This window comes from Corynebacterium sp. LaCa78 (assembly GCF_046717505.1).
GTDB lineage: Bacteria > Actinomycetota > Actinomycetes > Mycobacteriales > Mycobacteriaceae > Corynebacterium.
Genome location: NZ_CP177112.1, coordinates 1,881,147 through 1,899,438, shown reverse-complemented (window position 1 = coordinate 1,899,438; position 18,292 = coordinate 1,881,147). Strand labels below are relative to the sequence as shown.

Sequence of the window (18,292 nt, the reverse complement as noted above, 5' to 3'; positions counted from 1 at the left end):
TCGCCCGCCGCATGGCGGCAACCGCGGCGCATGCCGCACAGGACAAGCTGGCAAGCAATATCGCTGCAATCGATGTCTCCGATGTCCTCGCCATCACCGAGGTTTTTGTGCTGGCTTCTGCCGATAATGAGCGCCAGGTCGGCTCCATCGTGGATGAGGTGGAGGACCAGATGACGGCTCAGGGCTTCGAGCCGCAGCGCCGCGAGGGCAACCGCGAAAACCGCTGGGTGCTGTTGGATTATGGCAATATCGTCATCCACGTGCAGCGCACGGACCAGCGGGAGCACTATGGGCTCGACCGCCTCTACCACGATTGCCCTTTGGTGGACATTGAGGGCATTGAGCCACCCGAGCGCCCCGGCGATTGGACCAACGGCATCAATCCGCGCACCGTGGATTCCATTGATGAGCTGCCATTGGCGCAAAAGGCCCCTGGCGAGGACGAGGAGCTTTAACCCCACCATGAGCCGCCGCCTGATTCTGATCCGCCACGGACAAACCACCTACAATGCCTCCGGCCGCATGCAGGGCCACTTGGATACTGAGCTTTCCGATGTCGGCTACGAACAGGCCCGCGCCGCTGCGCGCCTGCTCCGGGATCAGGGCGTGGTAAAAATCGTCGCCTCCGATTTGCAGCGCGCTCGGGAAACCGCGCGGGTAGTGGCAGAATCACTCGGCTTGGACTTTTCTACGGACCCTCGCCTGCGCGAGACCAATCTAGGGCAGTGGCAGGGAAAGAGCTCTGCCGAAGTGGATGCGGAATTCCCCGGCGCCCGCGCCATCTGGCGCCACGATCCCACCTGGGCCCCGCCAGAGGGCGAGTCCCGCGTGGACGTGGCACGGCGCGCCCGCCCGGTCATTGACGAGCTCATGCAGGAATTTTCCGGTTGGGATGACGGCGCCGTACTCATCGTCGCCCACGGTGGCGCAATCTCCGCGCTCACGTGCCACCTGTTGGGCTTGGATCACGGCCAGTACGGAATTTTATCCGGTCTGAAAAATACCCACTGGTCGCAGCTGACCGCCCGCCCGGATTTCAATCCAGAAACCCCCGTGACCTCCCTGGAATTTACGCCGGAGACGGTGGCGAGCGCACAATGGTACTTCGACGGCTGGAATATGGGTGGCGAGGTCACCGGTGATGGAGGGGCAGATACCTAGTGACCGTTCGCGTCATTACTGACTCCGCGGCCAGCCTGCCCCCAGAGATCGCTGAAGAACTCGATATCACCGTCATTGACCTACACGTGATGGATAGCGAGGATAAGGGCGGAAAGCTGCGCACCACCTCGGGCCTGTCTTCCCTCGAATTGGCCGCCGCCTACGGCCGGGAAATGGAAAAGGCGCAGGATGATGGCGTGATCGCCATCCACCTGTCCAAGGAGCTTTCGTCCACGTGGTCGGCGGCGGTGGCCGCAGCTGGGGTTTTTCCCGATACGGTGCGCGTTATCGATTCCGGCTCGGCCGGCATGGTCATGGGCGCGGCGGCGATGGCGGCTGCTACCAAGGCGGCACAGGGCGCGGCGCTGGAAGAATGCCACGCGGCGGCGCTAGACAGCATCGAACGCGCGGCTACCTGGGTGTACCTGCATTCCACGGAGGATATGCGCCGCTCGGGCCGCATGTCCGCGGCCACCGCCATGTTGTCCACCGCGCTTTTAGCCACCAAGCCGATTATGTCCATCGTAGATGGCAAGCTGGAGTTGGTGGGAAAAACCCGCACGCAGACCAAGGCCTTTACCAAGGTGGTAGAGATCATCGCCGCCCGCGCCGCCGGGGAGCCCGCCTTCATCGCCATTCAGCATAACCAGGCCGGCGAAGCGGCGGACAAGCTGCAGGGCCTCTTGCGCGATGCCCTACCAGAAGGCACGTCCTTTATCACCACGCCCCTAACCGAGGTGCTCGCCGTGCACGCTGGACCCTCCGCCATTGGGGTATCTGCGGTATTTAGCTCCTAGGCCCTCGCACGCACGGGCGAAGCCCGACGGCCTGTGCGCCCCCGATTGTGGATAACCACCCCGCCAGGACCCGTTTGGTTGCTTCCTACAACGACTTATCCACAGCGCCTCCGCCCACGTTCTCGCACCGCACGCGGCGGCTTCCTAGCCTGTGGGCTATGGCGGCACCCAAAATCAGCGAACGACTCCGCGAATTTACCCAACCCACCGGCGAGGAAGAACTCCTCCACGTCGATTACCCGCGCCCGCGCGTGCGCATCAGCCGCTGGCAGGCCTGCGCGGTAGCCATCATTGTGGTGGTGGGCGTCATTATCTGGCTGGGCCTTAGTACCCGCAATTCGGATGAGTCCGGCATGCCCGAACCCGCGGCGATGGGCAGTACCACCGCCGAGCCTAGCGCGGAGGCGAGCGAAATCGTCGTATCCGTCGTCGGCGAAGTTGCAGCGCCCGGCCTGAAGACCCTCGAGCCTGGTGCCCGCGTCGCCGATGCCCTCGCGGCCGCCACGCCCTTGCCGGAGGCGGAGACCATGACGCTCAACCAAGCGCAGCGGCTTGCCGATGGCCAGCAGCTCCGCATCCTGCCCCAAGGTGCTCCGCCCGACCCCGCGCTTGCCGATGCCCCCACCGCCGCACCCGCCGGCGGCGATAAAGTCAGCCTCAATTCCGCGACCGCCGCCGAACTCATGGATCTCAACGGGGTAGGGGAGGTCACCGCGGAAGCCATCGTCTCCTTCCGCGAAGAGCGCGGGGGTTTTAAGGACGTCGAGGAACTCCTCGAGGTCAGTGGGATTGGCCCTGCCAAGTTTGCCAAGCTCAAAGATAACGTGCAGCTGTAGACGTAAGAGGCCACGCCGAGATGAAAGAACTCCGTCTGCTTCCCGGCGCCCTGACCGCGTGGGTGGCGGTCATCGCGGTGCTGGTTTTCGGGCAGGGGTGGGCCGTGGCGTGCATCGGCAGTGTCGTAGGGATATGCCTGCTCGCCCGGCACTGGGGCCAAGCCATTTTTTGCGGCGTACTCGCCAGCGCCGCCGCCTTCGTAGCCGCCGTGCGGCAGGCGCGAGCGGCCGCCTTCGAGTTCGGCCGCGAGATCACCGGCCGGGTGGTCACCGCGCCGACCCAAACGAGCACCGGCGGCTGGCTCATCCGGCTCGATGTCCCGGGCTATCCCGCGCAGCTTCCGGTCTTTAGCCCCGAACCACTGAGCGCACCCGCCGGAACGCAGGTCACGGTAGCGGTACAGCTTTCCGAGTCCGACCAACCCGGAGTCGGGACCGTGATAGCAAACGCCTCCCACCTGAGCATCTCTGCGCCACCTTCGGGCCTGGCCGGCTGGGCCGCACGGGTGGCCGATAACTTCCGCGCGGTCGTACTAGAGACAGTAGGCCCGAGCAGCCAGGGGCTTATCCCAGGCATGGTGCTTGGCGATACCTCCCTGCAAAGCCCCGCGGACCGCGAACTCTACATCGATACCGGGCTATCGCACCTCAGCGCTGTATCCGGTGCCAATGTGGCCATCGTCTGTTCCTTTGCCGCCATCGTCTGCGCCGCGTGCGCCGCCGGTCCACGCACCAGAGTGGCGGTGTCCTTGGCCGCGCTAGCCATCTATGTCGTCTTGGTGGGCCTTGAACCGTCGGTGCAGCGCGCGGCCGTCGCCGGGGTAGTAGGCCTGCTCGCGGTGCTGCACTCGTCCACTATGGAACCCATCCACGCGCTCAGCCTCGGCATCCTCACCCTGCTTTTCGTGGATTCGGACCTCGCGGTGCACTTTGGTTTTGCATTATCGTGTGCGGCGACCTTCGGCATCGTCATGCTGAGCCCGCTTATCTATTCGCAGCTCGCGGTCACCGGCTGGCCCGCCATCTTCCTGCGCGCTGTCGCCGTGGCGATTGCCGCCGATATCCTCACCCTGCCGCTTATCGCCCTCATGTCCGGCGAGGTATCCGTCGTCTCGGTCCTCGCCAATGTCTTGGTAGCACCCGCCACCGCCCCCATTACTGTGGTGGGGTTGCTCGCGGCCATCGCCGCGCAGCTAGGCCCCTTAAGCATCGTCGCCGCGGGATTATTGAAACTCATCGAACCCGCAGCGTGGTGGATCAATACCATCGCCCACGGCGTGGCTAGCCTGCCCGTGGTCACCATCACCGCCCACCCGCTGTTTACGCTCCTTGCGTACGGATGGGTCATCGCCGGGCTGCTGTATCACCGGCCATGGCTGACCTTGGCAGGGGTTATCGCGGGCATCGTTTGTCTGGGTGCGTTTGCCGCCTAGCGCTAAAATGATGGGCATGCCTCCCGTACACCTCATTCTCGGCGACGATGAATTCCTCACCGAACGCGCCCGCCACACCATCCACAAGGCAGCGGCCGAAGGCGAGGCCACTCGCCCCGAATTGATGACGCTCAAGGCCTCCGAGGTTTCCGAGGGCGAAATCCTGGAGGCCACCAGCCCGTCGCTGTTTGGCGATAACCGCGTCATCGTCATCACGGACTGCGAACGCGCCGGGAAAGAGGTAGTCGATATCATCCTGCGCGCCTGCGTTAATCCCGCGCCGGGCATGACCATGGTGGTGGTTTATTCCGTGGCCGCGAAGACACTGAAGAAAAAGAAGAAGGCGCCCGAGCTGGTGGCGAAGCTGCGCAAGATTGCGGAGGTGCACGAAGTCTTTTCGCTCTACCCCAATGAGCTGGGCCAGTGGGCCACCCGCGAGTTCGCCTCCCACGGCGTTCGCCCCACCCCGGATGTCGTGCACGCGGTACTCGACGGCGTCGGCTCCGACCTCCGCGAGCTTGCCTCCGCCATCTCCCAGCTCGTGGCCGATACTGGTGGAAACGTGACGCAGGAAGCGGTGCGTAATTATTACGTCGGCGTGGCCGAGGTAGCCAATTGGGACATTGCCGATGCCGCCGTCGCCGGCCGCGTTGAGGCCGCCGTCTCTACCTGCCGGCGCGCCCTCCAACTCGGCGCCAGCCCCGTGGCCATCGCCGCGGCCTTGGCCAATAAGGTGGGTGCCATCGCGCGCCTGTATTCCGCCCGCGGGGACCAGTACACACTTGCCAGCCAAACCGGGCTTGCCCCGTACGTTGTAAAAATGACCCAACCGGTAGCCAGGCGCTGGACTGCCGATGACATCACCGCCGCCGTCATCCTCGTCTCTGAACTGGATGCCGCCGTTAAAGGCCAAGGTGGCGAGCCCGAATTCGCCGTTGAGGCGGCCGTAAAACGAATCGCGGAATTGGCACGTTAAGCTAGAGTCCATGTCTGAGGAACAAGTGCAAGAATTCGCCGGCCGGCTCTTTGACATGGCGCGGGAAGGAAACCCGGATCTCCTGAACTATATTGACCAGGGCGTCAATATCAATCTGGTCAACCAAGAAGGCCAGTCTTTTCTCATGCTTGCCGCCTACCACGGCCACGCGGAACTCGTCACCGCGCTAGCGAAGGCCGGCGCCGACGTGAACTTGCTCAATGATCGCGGCCAGTCACCCCTGGCAGGTGCGATCTTCAAAAAAGAAGACGCGGTTGTCGATGCCCTCCTAAACGCCGGCGCCTCCGCTACCGCCGGCCAACCAACCGCCATCGATTCGGCCCGCATGTTTGGCCGCGAGGATCTGCTCGGCCGCCTGGAAGGCGAGTCCGCGCAGTGAGCTGGACTTCATTTTTCACCATCCTCCTGATGAACCTGGTGGGTGTGGCCTCGCCAGGCCCGGATATCATCCTGGTCACCCGCTACGCCACCAAGTCGCGCCGCCATGCCATCGCCGCGGCCGCGGGCATTCAAATCGGCGTGTTGTTCTGGTGCGGCGCCACGGTCTTTGGTGCGGCCGCCCTCCTGACCGCTTTCCCCGGAATCTTAGGCGCGGTCCAGGCAATCGGCGGCAGTTTCCTCGTTTTCATGGGATGGCGGGCGCTGCGCAGCGGCCTCGAACAGCGCACCAACCCGCCCGTTGATCTGGAGGACGCCGAGGCCAAGCTGGGCCGGCTGCGCCATTCCTTCAAGATGGGGCTGGCAACGAACCTGTCCAACCCGAAGATCGTATTGTTCCTCGCCGCCATGATCGCCCCGCAGCTGCCGGCATCCCCGCCGTTGTGGCTGGCCATCGCCTTAACCCTGGCGCTGGCGCTATCGGCCTTCGCCTTCTTCCTCGTGGTGGCCACGGTGATTTCCACGAATGCGGTGCGCCGCAAGCTCATCGCCGCGGGCCCGTGGATCGATATCGGATCGGGCCTGTTCTTCATCATCGCCGGCCTCGCGCTCGTGGTCGCTGGTGTACAGCAGCTCGTGGCTTAAAGCCCGGGCAGGGTTTCAGGTTCGCCCTCTGCCACCACATCCAGCGCCCACTGGATCCACCGCGCCACCGTCGAGGCCCGCCGCCTCGCCGTGCCAGCGCCCAAGCCGAGTCCTTCTATCGCCGCCGCTATCTCGTGCGCCTCGGCCACCTTCCCACGCCGCAGGCTCACCTCTAGCGCCTGCCGGAATACCTGCCGCGCCGCCAACGCGCGCAGCAGGGCAGCGTTGCGCCCATCGCGCCGCGGCTGTGCGATGGCCTTTTCGCCGCGAGGGGTGAGCTGATAGTGACCATCGGCAAGCGCCAGCAGCCCGAGGTAGCAGGCCGCATTGGCGTAATAGTCCGCCTGGCGCAGATGGAAATCGTACTGCTCGGCGATGTCCTCCTTGCTCATCGGCTGCTGCGCGATGAGCTCCACCAGGTTGACCACGCGCTCGAAGCTATTGGCCTGTGGGAAGGGAATCCCCGCCGGCTCCGGCTCGGCCTCGACGGAGCCAATGATGCCCAGCGCATCCTCCACGTTGAGGTGCGAAGCGCTCAGGGCGTAGCGAGCGTGGTCTACCAGCGCGATGCTGCGAAAATCCGCGGGATCGCTGAAGTCGTACCGATACAGGTGGAAAATCCCATTCGAGTAGACCAAAAAGACCGGCACCACGGCCTTGGATAGCCATTGCTGGAAACGCCGGTACGGAAAATACAATTGCCGGATATTGAAGTCTTCGGAGATGTGATTTTTCGCCTCCACCAGCACCAAATGCTCGAGGGATTCGAAGCCGCCGTCGATTTCCATCTGCGCGCGGTCGACCTTGACTTTCAGCCCAAGATCCGGCACCGGAATGGTCATCTCCAGCGACGACATGCGCCCAGCGACGGTGGCCTGCAATGGTTCGCATCCCAAGAAGTGCTCAAGCATGCCGCTTGCCGATGCCACATTCAACGCCATCGATTCCGAGTTCACGCTTTCGATATCGAGGGTGTCAAGGCCCGCGGGCATGTCCAGCGTGCGCACGGAACCCGCCCCGGCGTGGGTGGGCTCCGGGAACTGTTCATACAGGTCCAATGGCCCGACAAAGTATTCGCTGCGGCTAACCGGGAGAATCCCAAGCCCCAATTCCTTGAAAATCCACGGCCGAGAGGTGGAAAAGTCGTGTTTGGCCATCAGCCGCGGCTCCCGGCCGGAGAGCTCCTTTAGCTCTTTGGCCGTGAGGTAGAAGTATCCTTTTTCTTCTAGCTGCTCGCCACACCCCGAGGCCACGATGCGCAGCCAGCCCCAATCATCGAGGCCAAGCTTTTCGCCCTCTGGGACACCGAACAGCGTGCGAAGCTCCCGCTGTTCTTGGGCGCTCGGTACTTTACTCATGGCCCACCTCGTAGTTACGCACGAGCACTTCATCTACCTTGCCGCGGCGCGATCCCACGGAGTTGATGGCGCGGGTGGCCGCAACGGTGTCGATGGAAAAATCCGCGTAGAGGTCGCGGATGAACTCCGTGGCGGAATTAGAGAGGAGGAACTTCACCCCGCGGGCATCGAGGTCATCGCACACCGCCTTCAATCGCTCTTGTTCCGCGCGGTCAAAACCGCCCTTTTGATAACCGGTAAAGGAACTGGTGACGTTGACCGGGTCATAGGGCGGATCGAAATAGACAAAGTCTCCCTCACCAGCACCTGCCACCGCCGCAGCGAAATCGCCCTGCGTGAAGGTAACGTCATTGTCCCGAAAATACCGGTGGACCCCGCGCAGCGTATCCGCATCACAGATAGTGGGGTTTTTATAGCGTCCAAAAGGCGCATTGAATTGCCCCGCGGAATTTACCCGGTACAGGCCGTTATAGCAGGTCTTATTCAGATACAGCGTCCGCGCGGCGCGCTCGGTGGCAGAAAGCGCCGCGAATCGTTCCGCATCCCGGTCCACCGCGCGCAGCTGGTAGAAAAAGTCCGCGTCGTTCGGATACGTCGATACCAAGCCGATGAGCTCGTCGACACCTTCGCGCACTACCTCATATAAATTAATCAGCTCCGAGTTGAGGTCATTGACCCGCGCTGAGGCCGGGGTGAGCGAAAATAAAACCGCTCCGCCGCCGATGAAGGGTTCATAATAACGCCGCGGCGTCCCAGCGGGCAGGGCGGCGTGAATATGCGGCAAGAGCTGGCGTTTTCCGCCGGCCCATTTCACCAGAGGCTTGACGTTGTTCATTGGTGACTTATCTTAGCCGCCCCCGCAGACACGAACACCATCACCCTTTCGAACGTATAAGCCCATAAACTGGTTGCTACAGCGTAAAATGTCCCGGCGATCAAGCGCCTGCTTCAGTAGCTGTCTTAGCGTTTGAGTAGGCGCCTGCTTTGCCGTCGTGGGCTGGGAACGTCGTATTGACATGCTGTAACTTCGGTGATTTAAGACGGTTAGGCAAGCCTACCAAGGGTCGGTTTTTCGTGGTGGGCAGAAAGACTATAAGGTGAAGAAAAATACCATATTTATGGGGTTGAATAGTTGGGTTTCCACGGGTTGAATATCGTGAGGAAGAGGGGAGAGAGTATGCCGCGCATTTCAGAAATCCGCGTCGCAGCACTGCGGCTCGTCATTGACCACGGATATGACGGGTTCACCATGGAAGAGCTTGCACAAGACGTAGGGATATCGCGGCGCACCCTTTTTAACTACGTCAAGGATAAGGAATCGGCGGTTCTGGGCCCAGAGGTTTCGGAAAAGTTCGACCAGCAATTGCAGAACTTCGCCGCAGGCCTGCCCACGGGTAGCCTGCGGGAGGATTCTGCCATCATGGCGAATGCGGAATTTGATCACGCCGTGGGTAACGATCATTTCCCGGAGATTTCCCAATTAACCGCCCAGGCGCTTTCCCAAGACGGGAAGTTATTGTCCATGTATTGGCGCCGAAACGAACGCGTCATGATGCACATCCGCCGGGCATTGCAAGCGCGCGAAGGGTGGAAGGCCTCGGATCTGAGGCTCATTCCGACGGTCAATATCATCCACACGCAGTTTCAAACCGCCATCCAGACTTTCGTCGAAACCCATGGCCGTACATCTTTGTCGGTGGCCTATGCGGATGCAGGCAAGATCTTCGAGGCCTACTTCGATGATGACCTAGCCTAGGTCCACCTCGGCGCAATAAAAATCCCCCGAACAAGCCGCTGCACACAGGCAGCGCTTTGCTCGGGGGAGACAAGAAGGCTAGTTACTAGTCCATCTTGTTGAAGGCGGTGGCCAAACCGGACTTCTTGTTGGCAGCAGCGTTGCGGTGGAAGACGCCCTTGGAAACGGACTTATCCAGCGCACGGGAAGCGACGCGCAGCTGCTTTTCAGCTGCAGCCTTGTCACCAGTCTCTACGGCTGCGTGGAACTTGCGGATCTCGGTGCGAACCGCGGAACGTACGCTCTTGTTGCGCTGACGAGACTTCTCGTTGGTCAGAACGCGCTTCTGCTTGGACTTGATATTAGCCATGAAAATACCTCTTGATAATCGAAGATGATTGATTCAGAAACAAACCCGCCGGACGTGTCCCGTGATCCCCACTAAGCGTGGAGAAGCGCTCGGCGTTGGTATTCGAAGAGCGAACCCAAGGTCCTGCCCGCCCCGACCAACGCGCCCGGAAAGTAAGTAACTTGCACATAGTAGCAGCGCAACCGCGCATCAGCCAAGTCTGCCGCCGCCACGCCGCTGAGCTACGCCCAGTGATAGCGCGAGCGCAAGCGGTTCGCAATCCGTTCGAACCTGCGTTCTGGAAAAAGGATGCCCTGGCGGCGCACCTGCTCCTCGGAAACCTCCAATAAACGGTCCAAGCGCACCCAACAATTGCGCCCGGAGGCGTCCCATTCGCCGCTGCCGATTTCGAGCCAGGCATCGTCAAGCGCATGCTCCGGGTTGGCGGAAATGAGCAGGCCCGTCACGGTGGTGCGGGTGCGCCCGATCACCAAGATGGCGCGCTCGCGGGGAGGCGACTGCTTGCCTTCCGATGGCGTCCACACCCATACCACCTCGCCGGAATCGGCCTGGCCATCCATATCGGGGGAGAAGAAGATGGAGCGGGGGTGCGCCGCGGTGGCCTCGACCTGGATGGAGGCGGCCTTGCGCGGCTCGTGGTTGTGGGTGGACCTATCCAGCCCTAACTGGGAGTTGATGCGGTTGAGGCCGGAGTCCACGGGCTCGCGCTCGCTGATTCCGAGCGCCTCGCGCAGACGGGTGAGCATGCCGGAATTCATGTCGACTATTGTAGACGTATGTCTGAAAACTTTGCGGCCACGACGTTTACGGATCCCTCCCGGATCCGTAATTTCTGCATTATTGCTCACATCGACCACGGAAAGTCGACGCTGGCAGACCGCATCCTGCAGCTATCTAAGGTGGTTGCGGAGCGCGATATGCGTGACCAGTTCCTCGATAACATGGATATCGAGCGCGAACGCGGCATTACTATTAAGGCGCAGAACGTGCGCCTGCCGTGGGTGCCGCAATCTGGGGCATCGGCAGGCGAGCAGATCGTCATGCAGATGATCGACACGCCCGGCCACGTGGACTTTACGTACGAAGTCTCCCGTGCGCTCGAGGCGTGTGAAGGCGCCATTCTGCTTGTCGATGCCGCCCAGGGCATCGAAGCCCAAACCCTCGCCAACCTGTACCTGGCGATGGAAAATGACCTGGAAATCATCCCAGTGCTCAATAAGATCGACCTGCCTGCGGCGGATCCGGAAAAGTACGCGCTGGAAATCGCCAATATCATCGGCTGCGAGCCCGAGGAAGTGCTGAAGGTATCGGGCAAGACCGGCGAGGGCGTGGTCGAGCTGCTCGATAAGGTCTGCGAGTTGGTGCCGCCGCCCTCCTCGGAGCACACTCCCGATGCCCCCGCGCGCGCGATGATTTTTGACTCCGTCTATGACACCTACCGCGGCGTGGTGACCTATATCCGCATGGTGGACGGCAAGCTCACCCCGCGCCAGAAGGTGACGATGATGTCCACCAACGCCAACCACGAGCTGCTGGAAATCGGCATCGTCTCGCCCACGATGCAAAAGTGTGAGGGATTGGGCCCTGGCGAGGTGGGCTACCTGATTACCGGCGTGAAGGACGTGCGCGAGACCAAGGTGGGCGATACCGTTACCTGGTCCCACGGCGGCGCCGAGACCCCGCTGAAGGGCTACAAGGACCCTGACCCGATGGTCTATTCCGGGCTTTTCCCCATCTCCCAGGCCGATTTCCCCGACCTGCGCGATGCGCTGGAAAAGCTGCAGCTTAACGATGCCTCCTTGACATTCGAACCCGAGACCTCCGTCGCCCTAGGCTTTGGCTTCCGCTGCGGTTTCTTGGGCCTGCTGCACATGGAAATCACCCGCGACCGCCTGGAGCGCGAGTTCGGACTCGACCTGATTTCTACCGCCCCGTCCGTGACCTACCGCGTGGTGGCAGAAGACGGCGAGGAAAGCTGGGTTCACAACCCTTCAGATTGGCCGGAAGGCAAGCTCAATGAGGTCTACGAGCCCATTGTTTCCATGACCGTCATCGTGCCCGAGCAGTTCGTCGGCCCGACGATGGAGCTATGCCAATCCAAGCGTGGCCAGATGGGCGGGATGGATTACCTGTCCGAAGACCGCGTGGAGCTGCGCTACACCATGCCCTTGGGCGAAATCATCTTTGATTTCTTCGACATGTTGAAATCCCGCACCAAGGGCTACGCCTCGCTCAACTATGAGGAGGCCGGTGAGCAGCAATCGGACCTCGTTAAGGTGGATATCCTCCTCAACGGCGACCCGGTGGATGCCTTCTCCGCCATCATCCACCGCGATTCCGCCCAGTGGTACGGCAATAAGATGACCAAGAAGCTCAAAGAGCTCATCCCGCGCCAGCAATTCGAGGTCCCCGTCCAGGCGGCTATTGGCACCAAGGTCATCGCCCGCGAAAACATCCGCGCCATGCGCAAGGACGTGCTGGCCAAGTGCTACGGCGGCGATATTTCGCGTAAGCGCAAGCTGCTGGAAAAGCAGAAGGCGGGTAAAAAGCGCATGAAGACCTTGGGCTCCGTGTCGGTGCCGCAGGAGGCCTTTGTGGCGGCACTGTCGACCGACGGGGACGACTAGGCACTGGAAAGCGCAGCGTAATAGTACCTTAACTTTCAGTTAACAATCTCCGCGGTGGCCGCCGCCTAAAAGCGAGGCTGAGCTGCACCTATAGGGCATTCCTGAGACTGGGAATGCCCATTTTGAGTGTTTGCGGTTTATGGTTTCGCGGCGTTTAATTTCGATTCGAAAGCGACCGATGACTCTTCGGCGAGCCACAGCCACTTTCTCCCTCTTTGTTTCACTCGTTTAACTTAAGGCGGAAAATAAGATGAAGCTTCGCTCTCGCGCTGTGGCAGTGTGCGCCGCAGCCGCTGCCACAACTTTCTTGGCCCCCGGTATCGCACAGGCCGAAACCAAGACCCCCATCGATCACGTCGTGGTCATTTACTCCGAAAACATTTCCTTCGACCACTACTTCGGCACCTACCCCCACGCCGCAAATAACGACGACGAGAAACTCCAGGGCAGCGAGAAGCCCGCCCCCAAATTCACCGCCAAGGACGACACCCCTCGGGCAGAAAACCTCGAAAATACTGACCTGCTGGGGGAGAAGAACCCCAACTCCATCAAGCCCTTCCGCATCGCTCCCGAACACGCCGTGACCACGGACCAGAACCACCATTACGCCGATGAGCAGGAAGCCTACAACGGCGGCAAGATGGACAAGTTCCCGGAGACGGTGTCCACGGACATCGATAAGTATGGCGAAGGCTCGTACGCCACCCCCGGCATGACCATGGGATACTACGACGGCAATACCGTGACCGGCATGTGGAACTACGCGCAGAACTTCGCGCTGAATGACAACAGCTTTTCCACCATCTTCGGCCCCTCCACCCCGGGAGCGCTGAACCTGATTTCCGGCACCGTCGCGGATGCCACCATGCACGACCCAGCCACGGGTGACCAGCAGAAAATCGAAGATGGCAAGAACCACGCCCTGGCCGGCGTATCCGAGGACGGCAGCACTGCCACCGTGGTGGGCGACCCGGACCCGCTTTTCGATGACTGCTCCAATAAGTCCTCCGCCGGTACCAACCAGGTCACCGCGATGCACTCCAAGAACATCGGTGACCAGCTCAACGATAAGGACGTCACCTGGGGCTGGTTCCAAGGCGGATTCCGCCCCACCGATGAGGCGACGAAGGACTCTCGCGCCCGCTGCGGTTCTTCGCACACCACGCTGACCGGTCAGAACCAGACGGATTACAACCCGCACCACGAGCCGTTCCAGTACTACGCCTCTACCGCCAACCCGCACCACCTGGCCCCGTCCAGCGATGACATGATTGGCAAGACCGACCAGGCAAACCACCAGTACGACCTCGCGGACTTCGATACCGCCATCGAGCAGGGCAACCTGCCCTCCGTGTCCTTCCTCAAGGCCGCCAACTACCAGGATGGCCACGCCGGCTACTCCAACCCACTGGATGAGCAGGCGTTTATCACCCACTACATCAACGAGCTGCAAAACTCCCCGGAGTGGGATTCCACCGCCGTCGTCATCGCTTACGACGATTCCGATGGCTGGTACGACCACAAGGCGCCGGAAATCCTCAATGGCTCCGCCGACCCGCACCAGGATAAGGAAATCTGCACCGCCGCTGCCGCAAAGGTAGGCATCAAGGGCGATAAGAACGGCCAGTGCGGACCCGGCACCCGCCAGCCGCTGCTGGTTGTATCCCCCTACGCCAAGACCAACCACATCGATTCCACCTATACCGAGCAGACCTCGGTAACCCAGTTCATCCAGGACAACTGGGGCCTCGGCCGCTTGGGCGGCGATTCCTTCGATGACCGCGCAGGTGCGCTCACCGGCATGTTCGACTTTGCGGCTGCAGATAAGGCTCCGAAGCTCTTCCTCAATGAAACCGATGGCACTGTCGCAGAAGATTATGACTCCGTAGAGCGCGTGGATGACACCTCACGCGCTGGCACCAATCTGAAGCCGGTTGTCGATGGCATGAATGACACCAAGGTCACCGAGCAGGGCGTTCCCGCCGTGACCACGCTGGATAAGGCCCAGCAGCCGGACACCAACCACGCCGCTTCCGGGTCCTCCAAGGCAGGCATCATCGGCATCCTCGCCGCACTGGGCATCGCCGCCGGCATCATCGGCTGGTTCATGAGCGGTCACCCCGGCCTAGATTTGAAGAACCTGCCGTTCTAAGTTATGAAGATTTCCCGTTTCGCCATTGCATTCGCGCTCGCCGTTGGGCTTTCCATCCCGCAAACGGCTGCCCAGGCGAGGCTCGGCGGGCACAGCGACGAGCAACCCATGCGCGAGCTCGCCGTGCGCGATGTGTATTCCTGCCCGGTGCCTGAGGACGTGCAGGGCGAGGCGAAATGGAAGATCAATAACACCACCGGGCTTGCCCTCACGGTCTATGTTTCAGATGACAAGGGTAATGCCTACCAGGTCCTCGAGCGTATCGGTACCCCCGCCATCCGCGAGTGGAACCCCCAGCTGGAGGATGGAACCTACCACCTGACCTGTGTATTTCACAACGATTCCGCGGTGGAGTCGGATGATTTCACGGTGGCGGGCTCTACCGTGGCTGATGCTCCCAAGATGGTTCCCATTACGGATCACGAGGTCGCCGCGGTGTCCATCAAGCAGGCAGAAAACCAGAAAAAGCGCGTGCCGGAGCTGCAAAAGCGTGCGCATGCGCTTGCCGATGCCACCTCCTCCTCCCGCTCCGCCGCCCGAGCCGCCTACCTCGACTACTTGGAGTATTACCGTTCCTTCGACGATTCCAGCGCGGAGTGGCCGGGCCCGGATTTTGAGGGCTACGAAGACATCGAGCGCATCCTGTGGTCCAACCGCCCGCCCAGCGATGCCACCCTGCCCGCCACCGCGCTTGCCGATGCCACCGACAAAACCGCCCACGCCCTCGATACCTCCCATTTCGCCATCCCCGCCCCGGATTATGGGCTGCGCGCGCATGAGGTGATGGAGGAGTTCGAGCGCTTTGACCTGCGCGGCGAGTGCGATTTCGGCGCCCATGCCCTTCCTTCCGCCCTGCGCGGGGTTATTACATCGACGCGGGTGACGTTGGATCCCGTGCGCTCTTTGGTCGAGGATCGCGGCTTAGACACCGAGCCCATCTACGACCAGCTCGCGGACTTGGACGCTCTTGCTGAGGAATTCGACGATAAATACGGTGGTGCGCCTAGCGTCGCTTTTGCGGACTGGCCGCAGGAGGACCGCTTGCGTTTGCAGGCGGGCGTCGCCAAGGCGAATGAGCTGCTCGCCCCGGTTGCCACCATGACCGTTATCCGGAGGATGAACTAGTGCCGTGCCCGTTTAACTTTTCCCGCCGCTCCTTTTTATCTGGCCTCGCCGCCTCCGCGGCCGTCGGCGCAGCCCCGGGAGCAGAAGCTGAGTCCCCCTCGCTTCCGTTGGAATCCACCGACTCCTTGGATCAGCCGGGCGCGCTGGATTTTCACGGCGAACACCAGCAAGGCATCATCAATCCCCCGCAGAAATACTCGGAAATAGTGGCGCTGGACGTGCAGGTGAAGACAAAAGCCCGTTTGGACAAGCTCCTGCGCACGCTAAGTGAAAGGGCGCGCATCTTAACCGCAGGTGGCACGCTCGCCCCCGACGGAATTGCCTATCCGGCGATGGATTCGGGCGAGTTGGGCCCAGAGCTGCCGGCCGATCACTTATCCATCACCCTCGCGGTGGGCGATTCGCTTTTCGATGACCGCTTCAGCCTTGCCGCCCACAAGCCCGCGCACTTGAGCGCGATGGAATCGTTTGCCGATGACACCCTGCAAGAAGAAATGTGCCACGGTGACTTAGCCTTGCAGATTTGCGCCGATGAACGCGATACCGTTCTCCACGCCCTGCGCGATATATTGCGACATACGCGCGGCGATGTGGCGGTGCGCTGGCGGCAAAATGGTTATATGAACTCGCCGCGGCCATCGGGTACGCAGCGCAATCACCTGGGGTTTAAGGATGGCATCGTCAATCCTGGCCCCGATGACTACGATTCGCTCGTGTGGGCCGGTTCGGATGAGCCTGCCTGGGCCACGGGCGGCAGCTATATGGCGGTGCGGCTTATTGCCATGTACACCGAGTTTTGGGATCGCATTTCCATTGCTGAGCAGGAGCAAATCTTCGGCCGCGACCGCGCAACGGGCGGCCCGTTATCGGGCGGCGACGAGCACGCCGAGCCGGATTACCTCGACGACGCCACCGGCGATGTCATTCCCACCGATGCCCACATCCGCCTGGCCAACCCCCGCACCCCAGAAACCGCTGACCAACTTATGTTGCGCCGCGCTTATAATTACGACAACGGCGTGCGCGATAACGGCACCCTCGACGTGGGGCTGGTCTTCATCTCCTTCCAGCAGGACCTGGAACGACAGTTCATTACGGTGCAAAAACGCCTCGAAGGCGAACCGCTGGCTGACTATATCCGCCCCTACGGCGGCGGCTACTTCTACGCGCTTCCCGGCATTGCCGATGAATCCGATTATTTCGGCCGCAGCCTCCTCGAAGCATAAAGCCTCCTACCCAGCTAACCACTGGTCGCTCGCGAACATCTACCACCGCGCCAAGGCCGTGACTTAGCCACCACCCAGCGTTGAGGACACACCACAGCGCACCGGCGGCACAAAGATGCTACGGCGGCCGGACCCCAGGGCGTCCTGTCTCTTGGCATACGGTTCCCATGGCGCGCGAGCCTTACGGCGCACGGGTCTCATGGCACACGGTTCCCACGGTGCACGGGTCTCACAGCATACGCTCCGCAGGGTAGAAGGCTTATGGCATGCCAAACCGGCAACCGCTAAACCAGCGGTTGCTATCGGCGGCAATGAGAAGAGCAACGGTAGGAAAAGGAGCCACTTACTTAGGAACCGCAGAACTTCTCGGGCCCGGCTCAATCGAATCAAGTAAAGGCGGCACTTAGCTGGGCGGCGAGGCCCAGGGCGGAAGCCATTCGATGCGGCCGCGATGGCGATGCAGGCGGCCGCGCACCGGTGGGGCGTGCGGGTCATCGTCATTGACGCCGTTGTGATAGGGGCAAGAAATGGTCAAGTTGTCCATATTCGTCTCGCCGCCGTGCTTCCACGCCTGGAGATGGTGGACTTGGCATTTATCGGCCGGATAATTGCACTCCGTCCACGGGCAGGAGGGGTTTTCAGCGGCGGCCATCAGCCGCTGCTTTTCGGAGGCGAACCGCGAGGTTCTATAGAGGTTGACTGGGCCCTCGAAGGGGTGAATGAGGGTGACAAGGCCGACCTCGGCAAGCTTTTTCTCCACCAACTTGGCCCCGGAAATCTCGGCGCCATTGGTCATCTGCAGCGTGACCTCTTCGCCGCCACCGCTTAAGATCTTGTCCATCTCATCGAGGTGGATGACGATATTGGTGCTAGCCACCGGGCGCGTGGCGCCACCGCGGAAGAAGATGCGATCGACGGCCTCGAGCGGGGAATCCTCCCCAATGGTGGAATGCAGGTCGGCGATGAAATCGGAATCGCCGGTAATCGACAGCGTGGAGGGCCCGCCCTTTCGCCGGGTCATGCGCACCCCGCGCTGGGGCTGGCGGGGAGGATACATCTCCTTGAGGCGGGTGCGCGCCAGCTTGTCAATGTCCCCCGAAGTCCCACACAACTCTGCCCGCAGCGCCCAAGCATCCCTCTTCGTGTTGGTGCGGGAGACGTATTTTTCAATCAACTTGAGCGTGGTTAAGCAGTGCTTCGTCGCCCGGCACGTGCGCTGGCGGCGGGTGAAGGAGGTGGGGCCGAAGTAGGTATCGGCAAGCAGCAGCAATTCGCGCGATTCCTGCCGGGAAATGCCAGTCCGGCGCAGGTCCGCCTCGGCAAGGACGAAGACCTCGCCGAGAAGCTCCATCGGCGAGGTTAATTGGCGGGCGTAGTCCTGCAAGCGGGTCATGCCTGCGAGGTTAATCCACCGGCCACCCGCGGGAAAGCCCGCGCCGCCCCGCCTGTGGA

General features: G+C 61.7%; 18 protein-coding genes. 13 read left to right on the top strand and 5 right to left on the bottom strand.

Annotated elements, in window-relative coordinates; all coding sequences use genetic code 11:
* The first annotated feature begins 11 nt into the window (after positions 1–11).
* The 8 genes from rsfS (at position 12) to ACLI1O_RS09075 (ending at position 6,247) form a co-directional block, all read left to right on the top strand.
* A complete protein-coding gene (gene rsfS, locus ACLI1O_RS09110; protein WP_198010486.1) occupies positions 12–455 on the top strand; it encodes a ribosome silencing factor in 444 nt (147 codons plus the stop codon).
* 7 nt (positions 456–462) lie between these two features.
* Positions 463–1,161 carry a histidine phosphatase family protein gene (locus tag ACLI1O_RS09105; protein ID WP_005277992.1) on the top strand — a complete coding sequence of 233 codons (699 nt, stop codon included), beginning with the start codon at positions 463–465 and terminating at the stop codon, positions 1,159–1,161.
* Positions 1,161–1,958, top strand: coding sequence for a DegV family protein (locus ACLI1O_RS09100; protein WP_239268687.1), 798 nt, complete (start codon positions 1,161–1,163; stop codon positions 1,956–1,958). Before ACLI1O_RS09105 ends, ACLI1O_RS09100 begins: the two co-directional genes overlap by 1 nt.
* A 158-nt stretch (positions 1,959–2,116) precedes the next feature.
* The gene (locus tag ACLI1O_RS09095) at positions 2,117–2,794 is read left to right on the top strand and encodes a ComEA family DNA-binding protein (RefSeq protein WP_239268685.1); all 678 of its coding nucleotides are present in this window, start codon (positions 2,117–2,119) and stop codon (positions 2,792–2,794) included.
* A gap of 20 nt (positions 2,795–2,814) precedes the next feature.
* Positions 2,815–4,227, top strand: a complete 1,413-nt coding sequence (locus tag ACLI1O_RS09090) for a ComEC/Rec2 family competence protein (RefSeq protein ID WP_284771600.1) — start codon at positions 2,815–2,817, stop codon at positions 4,225–4,227.
* A gap of 7 nt (positions 4,228–4,234) precedes the next feature.
* Positions 4,235–5,203, top strand: coding sequence for a DNA polymerase III subunit delta (gene holA / locus ACLI1O_RS09085; protein WP_239268681.1), 969 nt, complete (start codon positions 4,235–4,237; stop codon positions 5,201–5,203).
* Between the two features lie 10 nt (positions 5,204–5,213).
* Positions 5,214–5,603: an ankyrin repeat domain-containing protein gene (locus ACLI1O_RS09080; RefSeq protein WP_034659054.1), complete on the top strand. Its 390-nt coding sequence runs from the start codon at positions 5,214–5,216 to the stop codon at positions 5,601–5,603.
* Positions 5,600–6,247: a LysE family translocator gene (locus ACLI1O_RS09075; protein ID WP_239268680.1), complete on the top strand. Its 648-nt coding sequence runs from the start codon at positions 5,600–5,602 to the stop codon at positions 6,245–6,247. Before ACLI1O_RS09080 ends, ACLI1O_RS09075 begins: the two co-directional genes overlap by 4 nt.
* Here the strand turns inward: ACLI1O_RS09075 and ACLI1O_RS09070 are convergent.
* Positions 6,244–7,605: a type II restriction enzyme gene (locus ACLI1O_RS09070; protein WP_239268678.1), complete on the bottom strand. Its 1,362-nt coding sequence runs from the start codon at positions 7,603–7,605 to the stop codon at positions 6,244–6,246. The two genes, ACLI1O_RS09075 and ACLI1O_RS09070, sit on opposite strands and share 4 nt — an antisense overlap.
* On the bottom strand, positions 7,598–8,440 hold the full coding sequence (locus tag ACLI1O_RS09065; RefSeq protein WP_239268676.1) for a DNA adenine methylase: 843 nt from the start codon (positions 8,438–8,440) through the stop codon (positions 7,598–7,600). Before ACLI1O_RS09065 ends, ACLI1O_RS09070 begins: the two co-directional genes overlap by 8 nt.
* A gap of 342 nt (positions 8,441–8,782) precedes the next feature.
* On the opposite strand from ACLI1O_RS09065, the gene ACLI1O_RS09060 reads away from it, so the two are divergent.
* Complete coding sequence (locus ACLI1O_RS09060) at positions 8,783–9,361, top strand: TetR/AcrR family transcriptional regulator (RefSeq protein ID WP_239268674.1); 579 nt, start codon at positions 8,783–8,785, stop codon at positions 9,359–9,361.
* A gap of 85 nt (positions 9,362–9,446) precedes the next feature.
* Here ACLI1O_RS09060 and rpsT read toward each other — a convergent pair whose 3' ends face one another.
* Together rpsT and ACLI1O_RS09050 are read right to left on the bottom strand one after the other, a co-directional pair.
* The gene (gene rpsT / locus ACLI1O_RS09055) at positions 9,447–9,710 is read right to left on the bottom strand and encodes a 30S ribosomal protein S20 (RefSeq protein WP_023023493.1); all 264 of its coding nucleotides are present in this window, start codon (positions 9,708–9,710) and stop codon (positions 9,447–9,449) included.
* A 221-nt stretch (positions 9,711–9,931) separates the two neighbouring features.
* Positions 9,932–10,468, bottom strand: a complete 537-nt coding sequence (locus tag ACLI1O_RS09050; protein WP_239268672.1) for a type II toxin-antitoxin system PemK/MazF family toxin — start codon at positions 10,466–10,468, stop codon at positions 9,932–9,934.
* Between the two features lie 18 nt (positions 10,469–10,486).
* Between ACLI1O_RS09050 and lepA the strand changes: the two genes are divergently transcribed.
* From lepA to efeB, 4 genes are all read left to right on the top strand, one after another.
* On the top strand, positions 10,487–12,337 hold the full coding sequence (gene lepA / locus ACLI1O_RS09045; RefSeq protein WP_239268670.1) for a translation elongation factor 4: 1,851 nt from the start codon (positions 10,487–10,489) through the stop codon (positions 12,335–12,337).
* Positions 12,338–12,587: 250 nt separating this feature from the next.
* Complete coding sequence (locus tag ACLI1O_RS09040; protein ID WP_239268668.1) at positions 12,588–14,489, top strand: phospholipase C; 1,902 nt, start codon at positions 12,588–12,590, stop codon at positions 14,487–14,489.
* A 3-nt stretch (positions 14,490–14,492) separates the two neighbouring features.
* Entirely contained in the window at positions 14,493–15,614 is a 1,122-nt protein-coding gene (locus tag ACLI1O_RS09035; protein WP_411706818.1) for an EfeM/EfeO family lipoprotein, read from the top strand.
* Positions 15,614–16,840: an iron uptake transporter deferrochelatase/peroxidase subunit gene (efeB, locus tag ACLI1O_RS09030; protein ID WP_239268664.1), complete on the top strand. Its 1,227-nt coding sequence runs from the start codon at positions 15,614–15,616 to the stop codon at positions 16,838–16,840. The genes ACLI1O_RS09035 and efeB overlap by 1 nt, the downstream gene beginning before the upstream one ends.
* A 403-nt stretch (positions 16,841–17,243) precedes the next feature.
* On the opposite strand, the gene ACLI1O_RS09025 is transcribed toward efeB, so the two are convergent.
* Positions 17,244–18,233 carry an HNH endonuclease signature motif containing protein gene (locus ACLI1O_RS09025; protein ID WP_239268662.1) on the bottom strand — a complete coding sequence of 330 codons (990 nt, stop codon included), beginning with the start codon at positions 18,231–18,233 and terminating at the stop codon, positions 17,244–17,246.
* Positions 18,234–18,292 lie beyond the last annotated feature (59 nt).

Bases quoted from the DNA above. Each gene is read 5' to 3' on its own strand.
- rsfS (WP_198010486.1), top strand. From the start codon at position 12: ATGGCGGCAACCGCGGCGCATGCCGCACAGGACAAGCTGGCAAGCAAT.
- ACLI1O_RS09105 (WP_005277992.1), top strand. From the start codon at position 463: ATGAGCCGCCGCCTGATTCTGATCCGCCACGGACAAACCACCTACAAT.
- ACLI1O_RS09095 (WP_239268685.1), top strand. From the start codon at position 2,117: ATGGCGGCACCCAAAATCAGCGAACGACTCCGCGAATTTACCCAACCC.
- ACLI1O_RS09090 (WP_284771600.1), top strand. From the start codon at position 2,815: ATGAAAGAACTCCGTCTGCTTCCCGGCGCCCTGACCGCGTGGGTGGCG.
- holA (WP_239268681.1), top strand. From the start codon at position 4,235: ATGATGGGCATGCCTCCCGTACACCTCATTCTCGGCGACGATGAATTC.
- ACLI1O_RS09080 (WP_034659054.1), top strand. From the start codon at position 5,214: ATGTCTGAGGAACAAGTGCAAGAATTCGCCGGCCGGCTCTTTGACATG.
- ACLI1O_RS09070 (WP_239268678.1), bottom strand. From the start codon at position 7,605: ATGAGTAAAGTACCGAGCGCCCAAGAACAGCGGGAGCTTCGCACGCTG.
- ACLI1O_RS09065 (WP_239268676.1), bottom strand. From the start codon at position 8,440: ATGAACAACGTCAAGCCTCTGGTGAAATGGGCCGGCGGAAAACGCCAG.
- ACLI1O_RS09060 (WP_239268674.1), top strand. From the start codon at position 8,783: ATGCCGCGCATTTCAGAAATCCGCGTCGCAGCACTGCGGCTCGTCATT.
- rpsT (WP_023023493.1), bottom strand. From the start codon at position 9,710: ATGGCTAATATCAAGTCCAAGCAGAAGCGCGTTCTGACCAACGAGAAG.
- ACLI1O_RS09050 (WP_239268672.1), bottom strand. From the start codon at position 10,468: ATGAATTCCGGCATGCTCACCCGTCTGCGCGAGGCGCTCGGAATCAGC.
- lepA (WP_239268670.1), top strand. From the start codon at position 10,487: ATGTCTGAAAACTTTGCGGCCACGACGTTTACGGATCCCTCCCGGATC.
- ACLI1O_RS09040 (WP_239268668.1), top strand. From the start codon at position 12,588: ATGAAGCTTCGCTCTCGCGCTGTGGCAGTGTGCGCCGCAGCCGCTGCC.
- ACLI1O_RS09035 (WP_411706818.1), top strand. From the start codon at position 14,493: ATGAAGATTTCCCGTTTCGCCATTGCATTCGCGCTCGCCGTTGGGCTT.
- ACLI1O_RS09025 (WP_239268662.1), bottom strand. From the start codon at position 18,233: ATGACCCGCTTGCAGGACTACGCCCGCCAATTAACCTCGCCGATGGAG.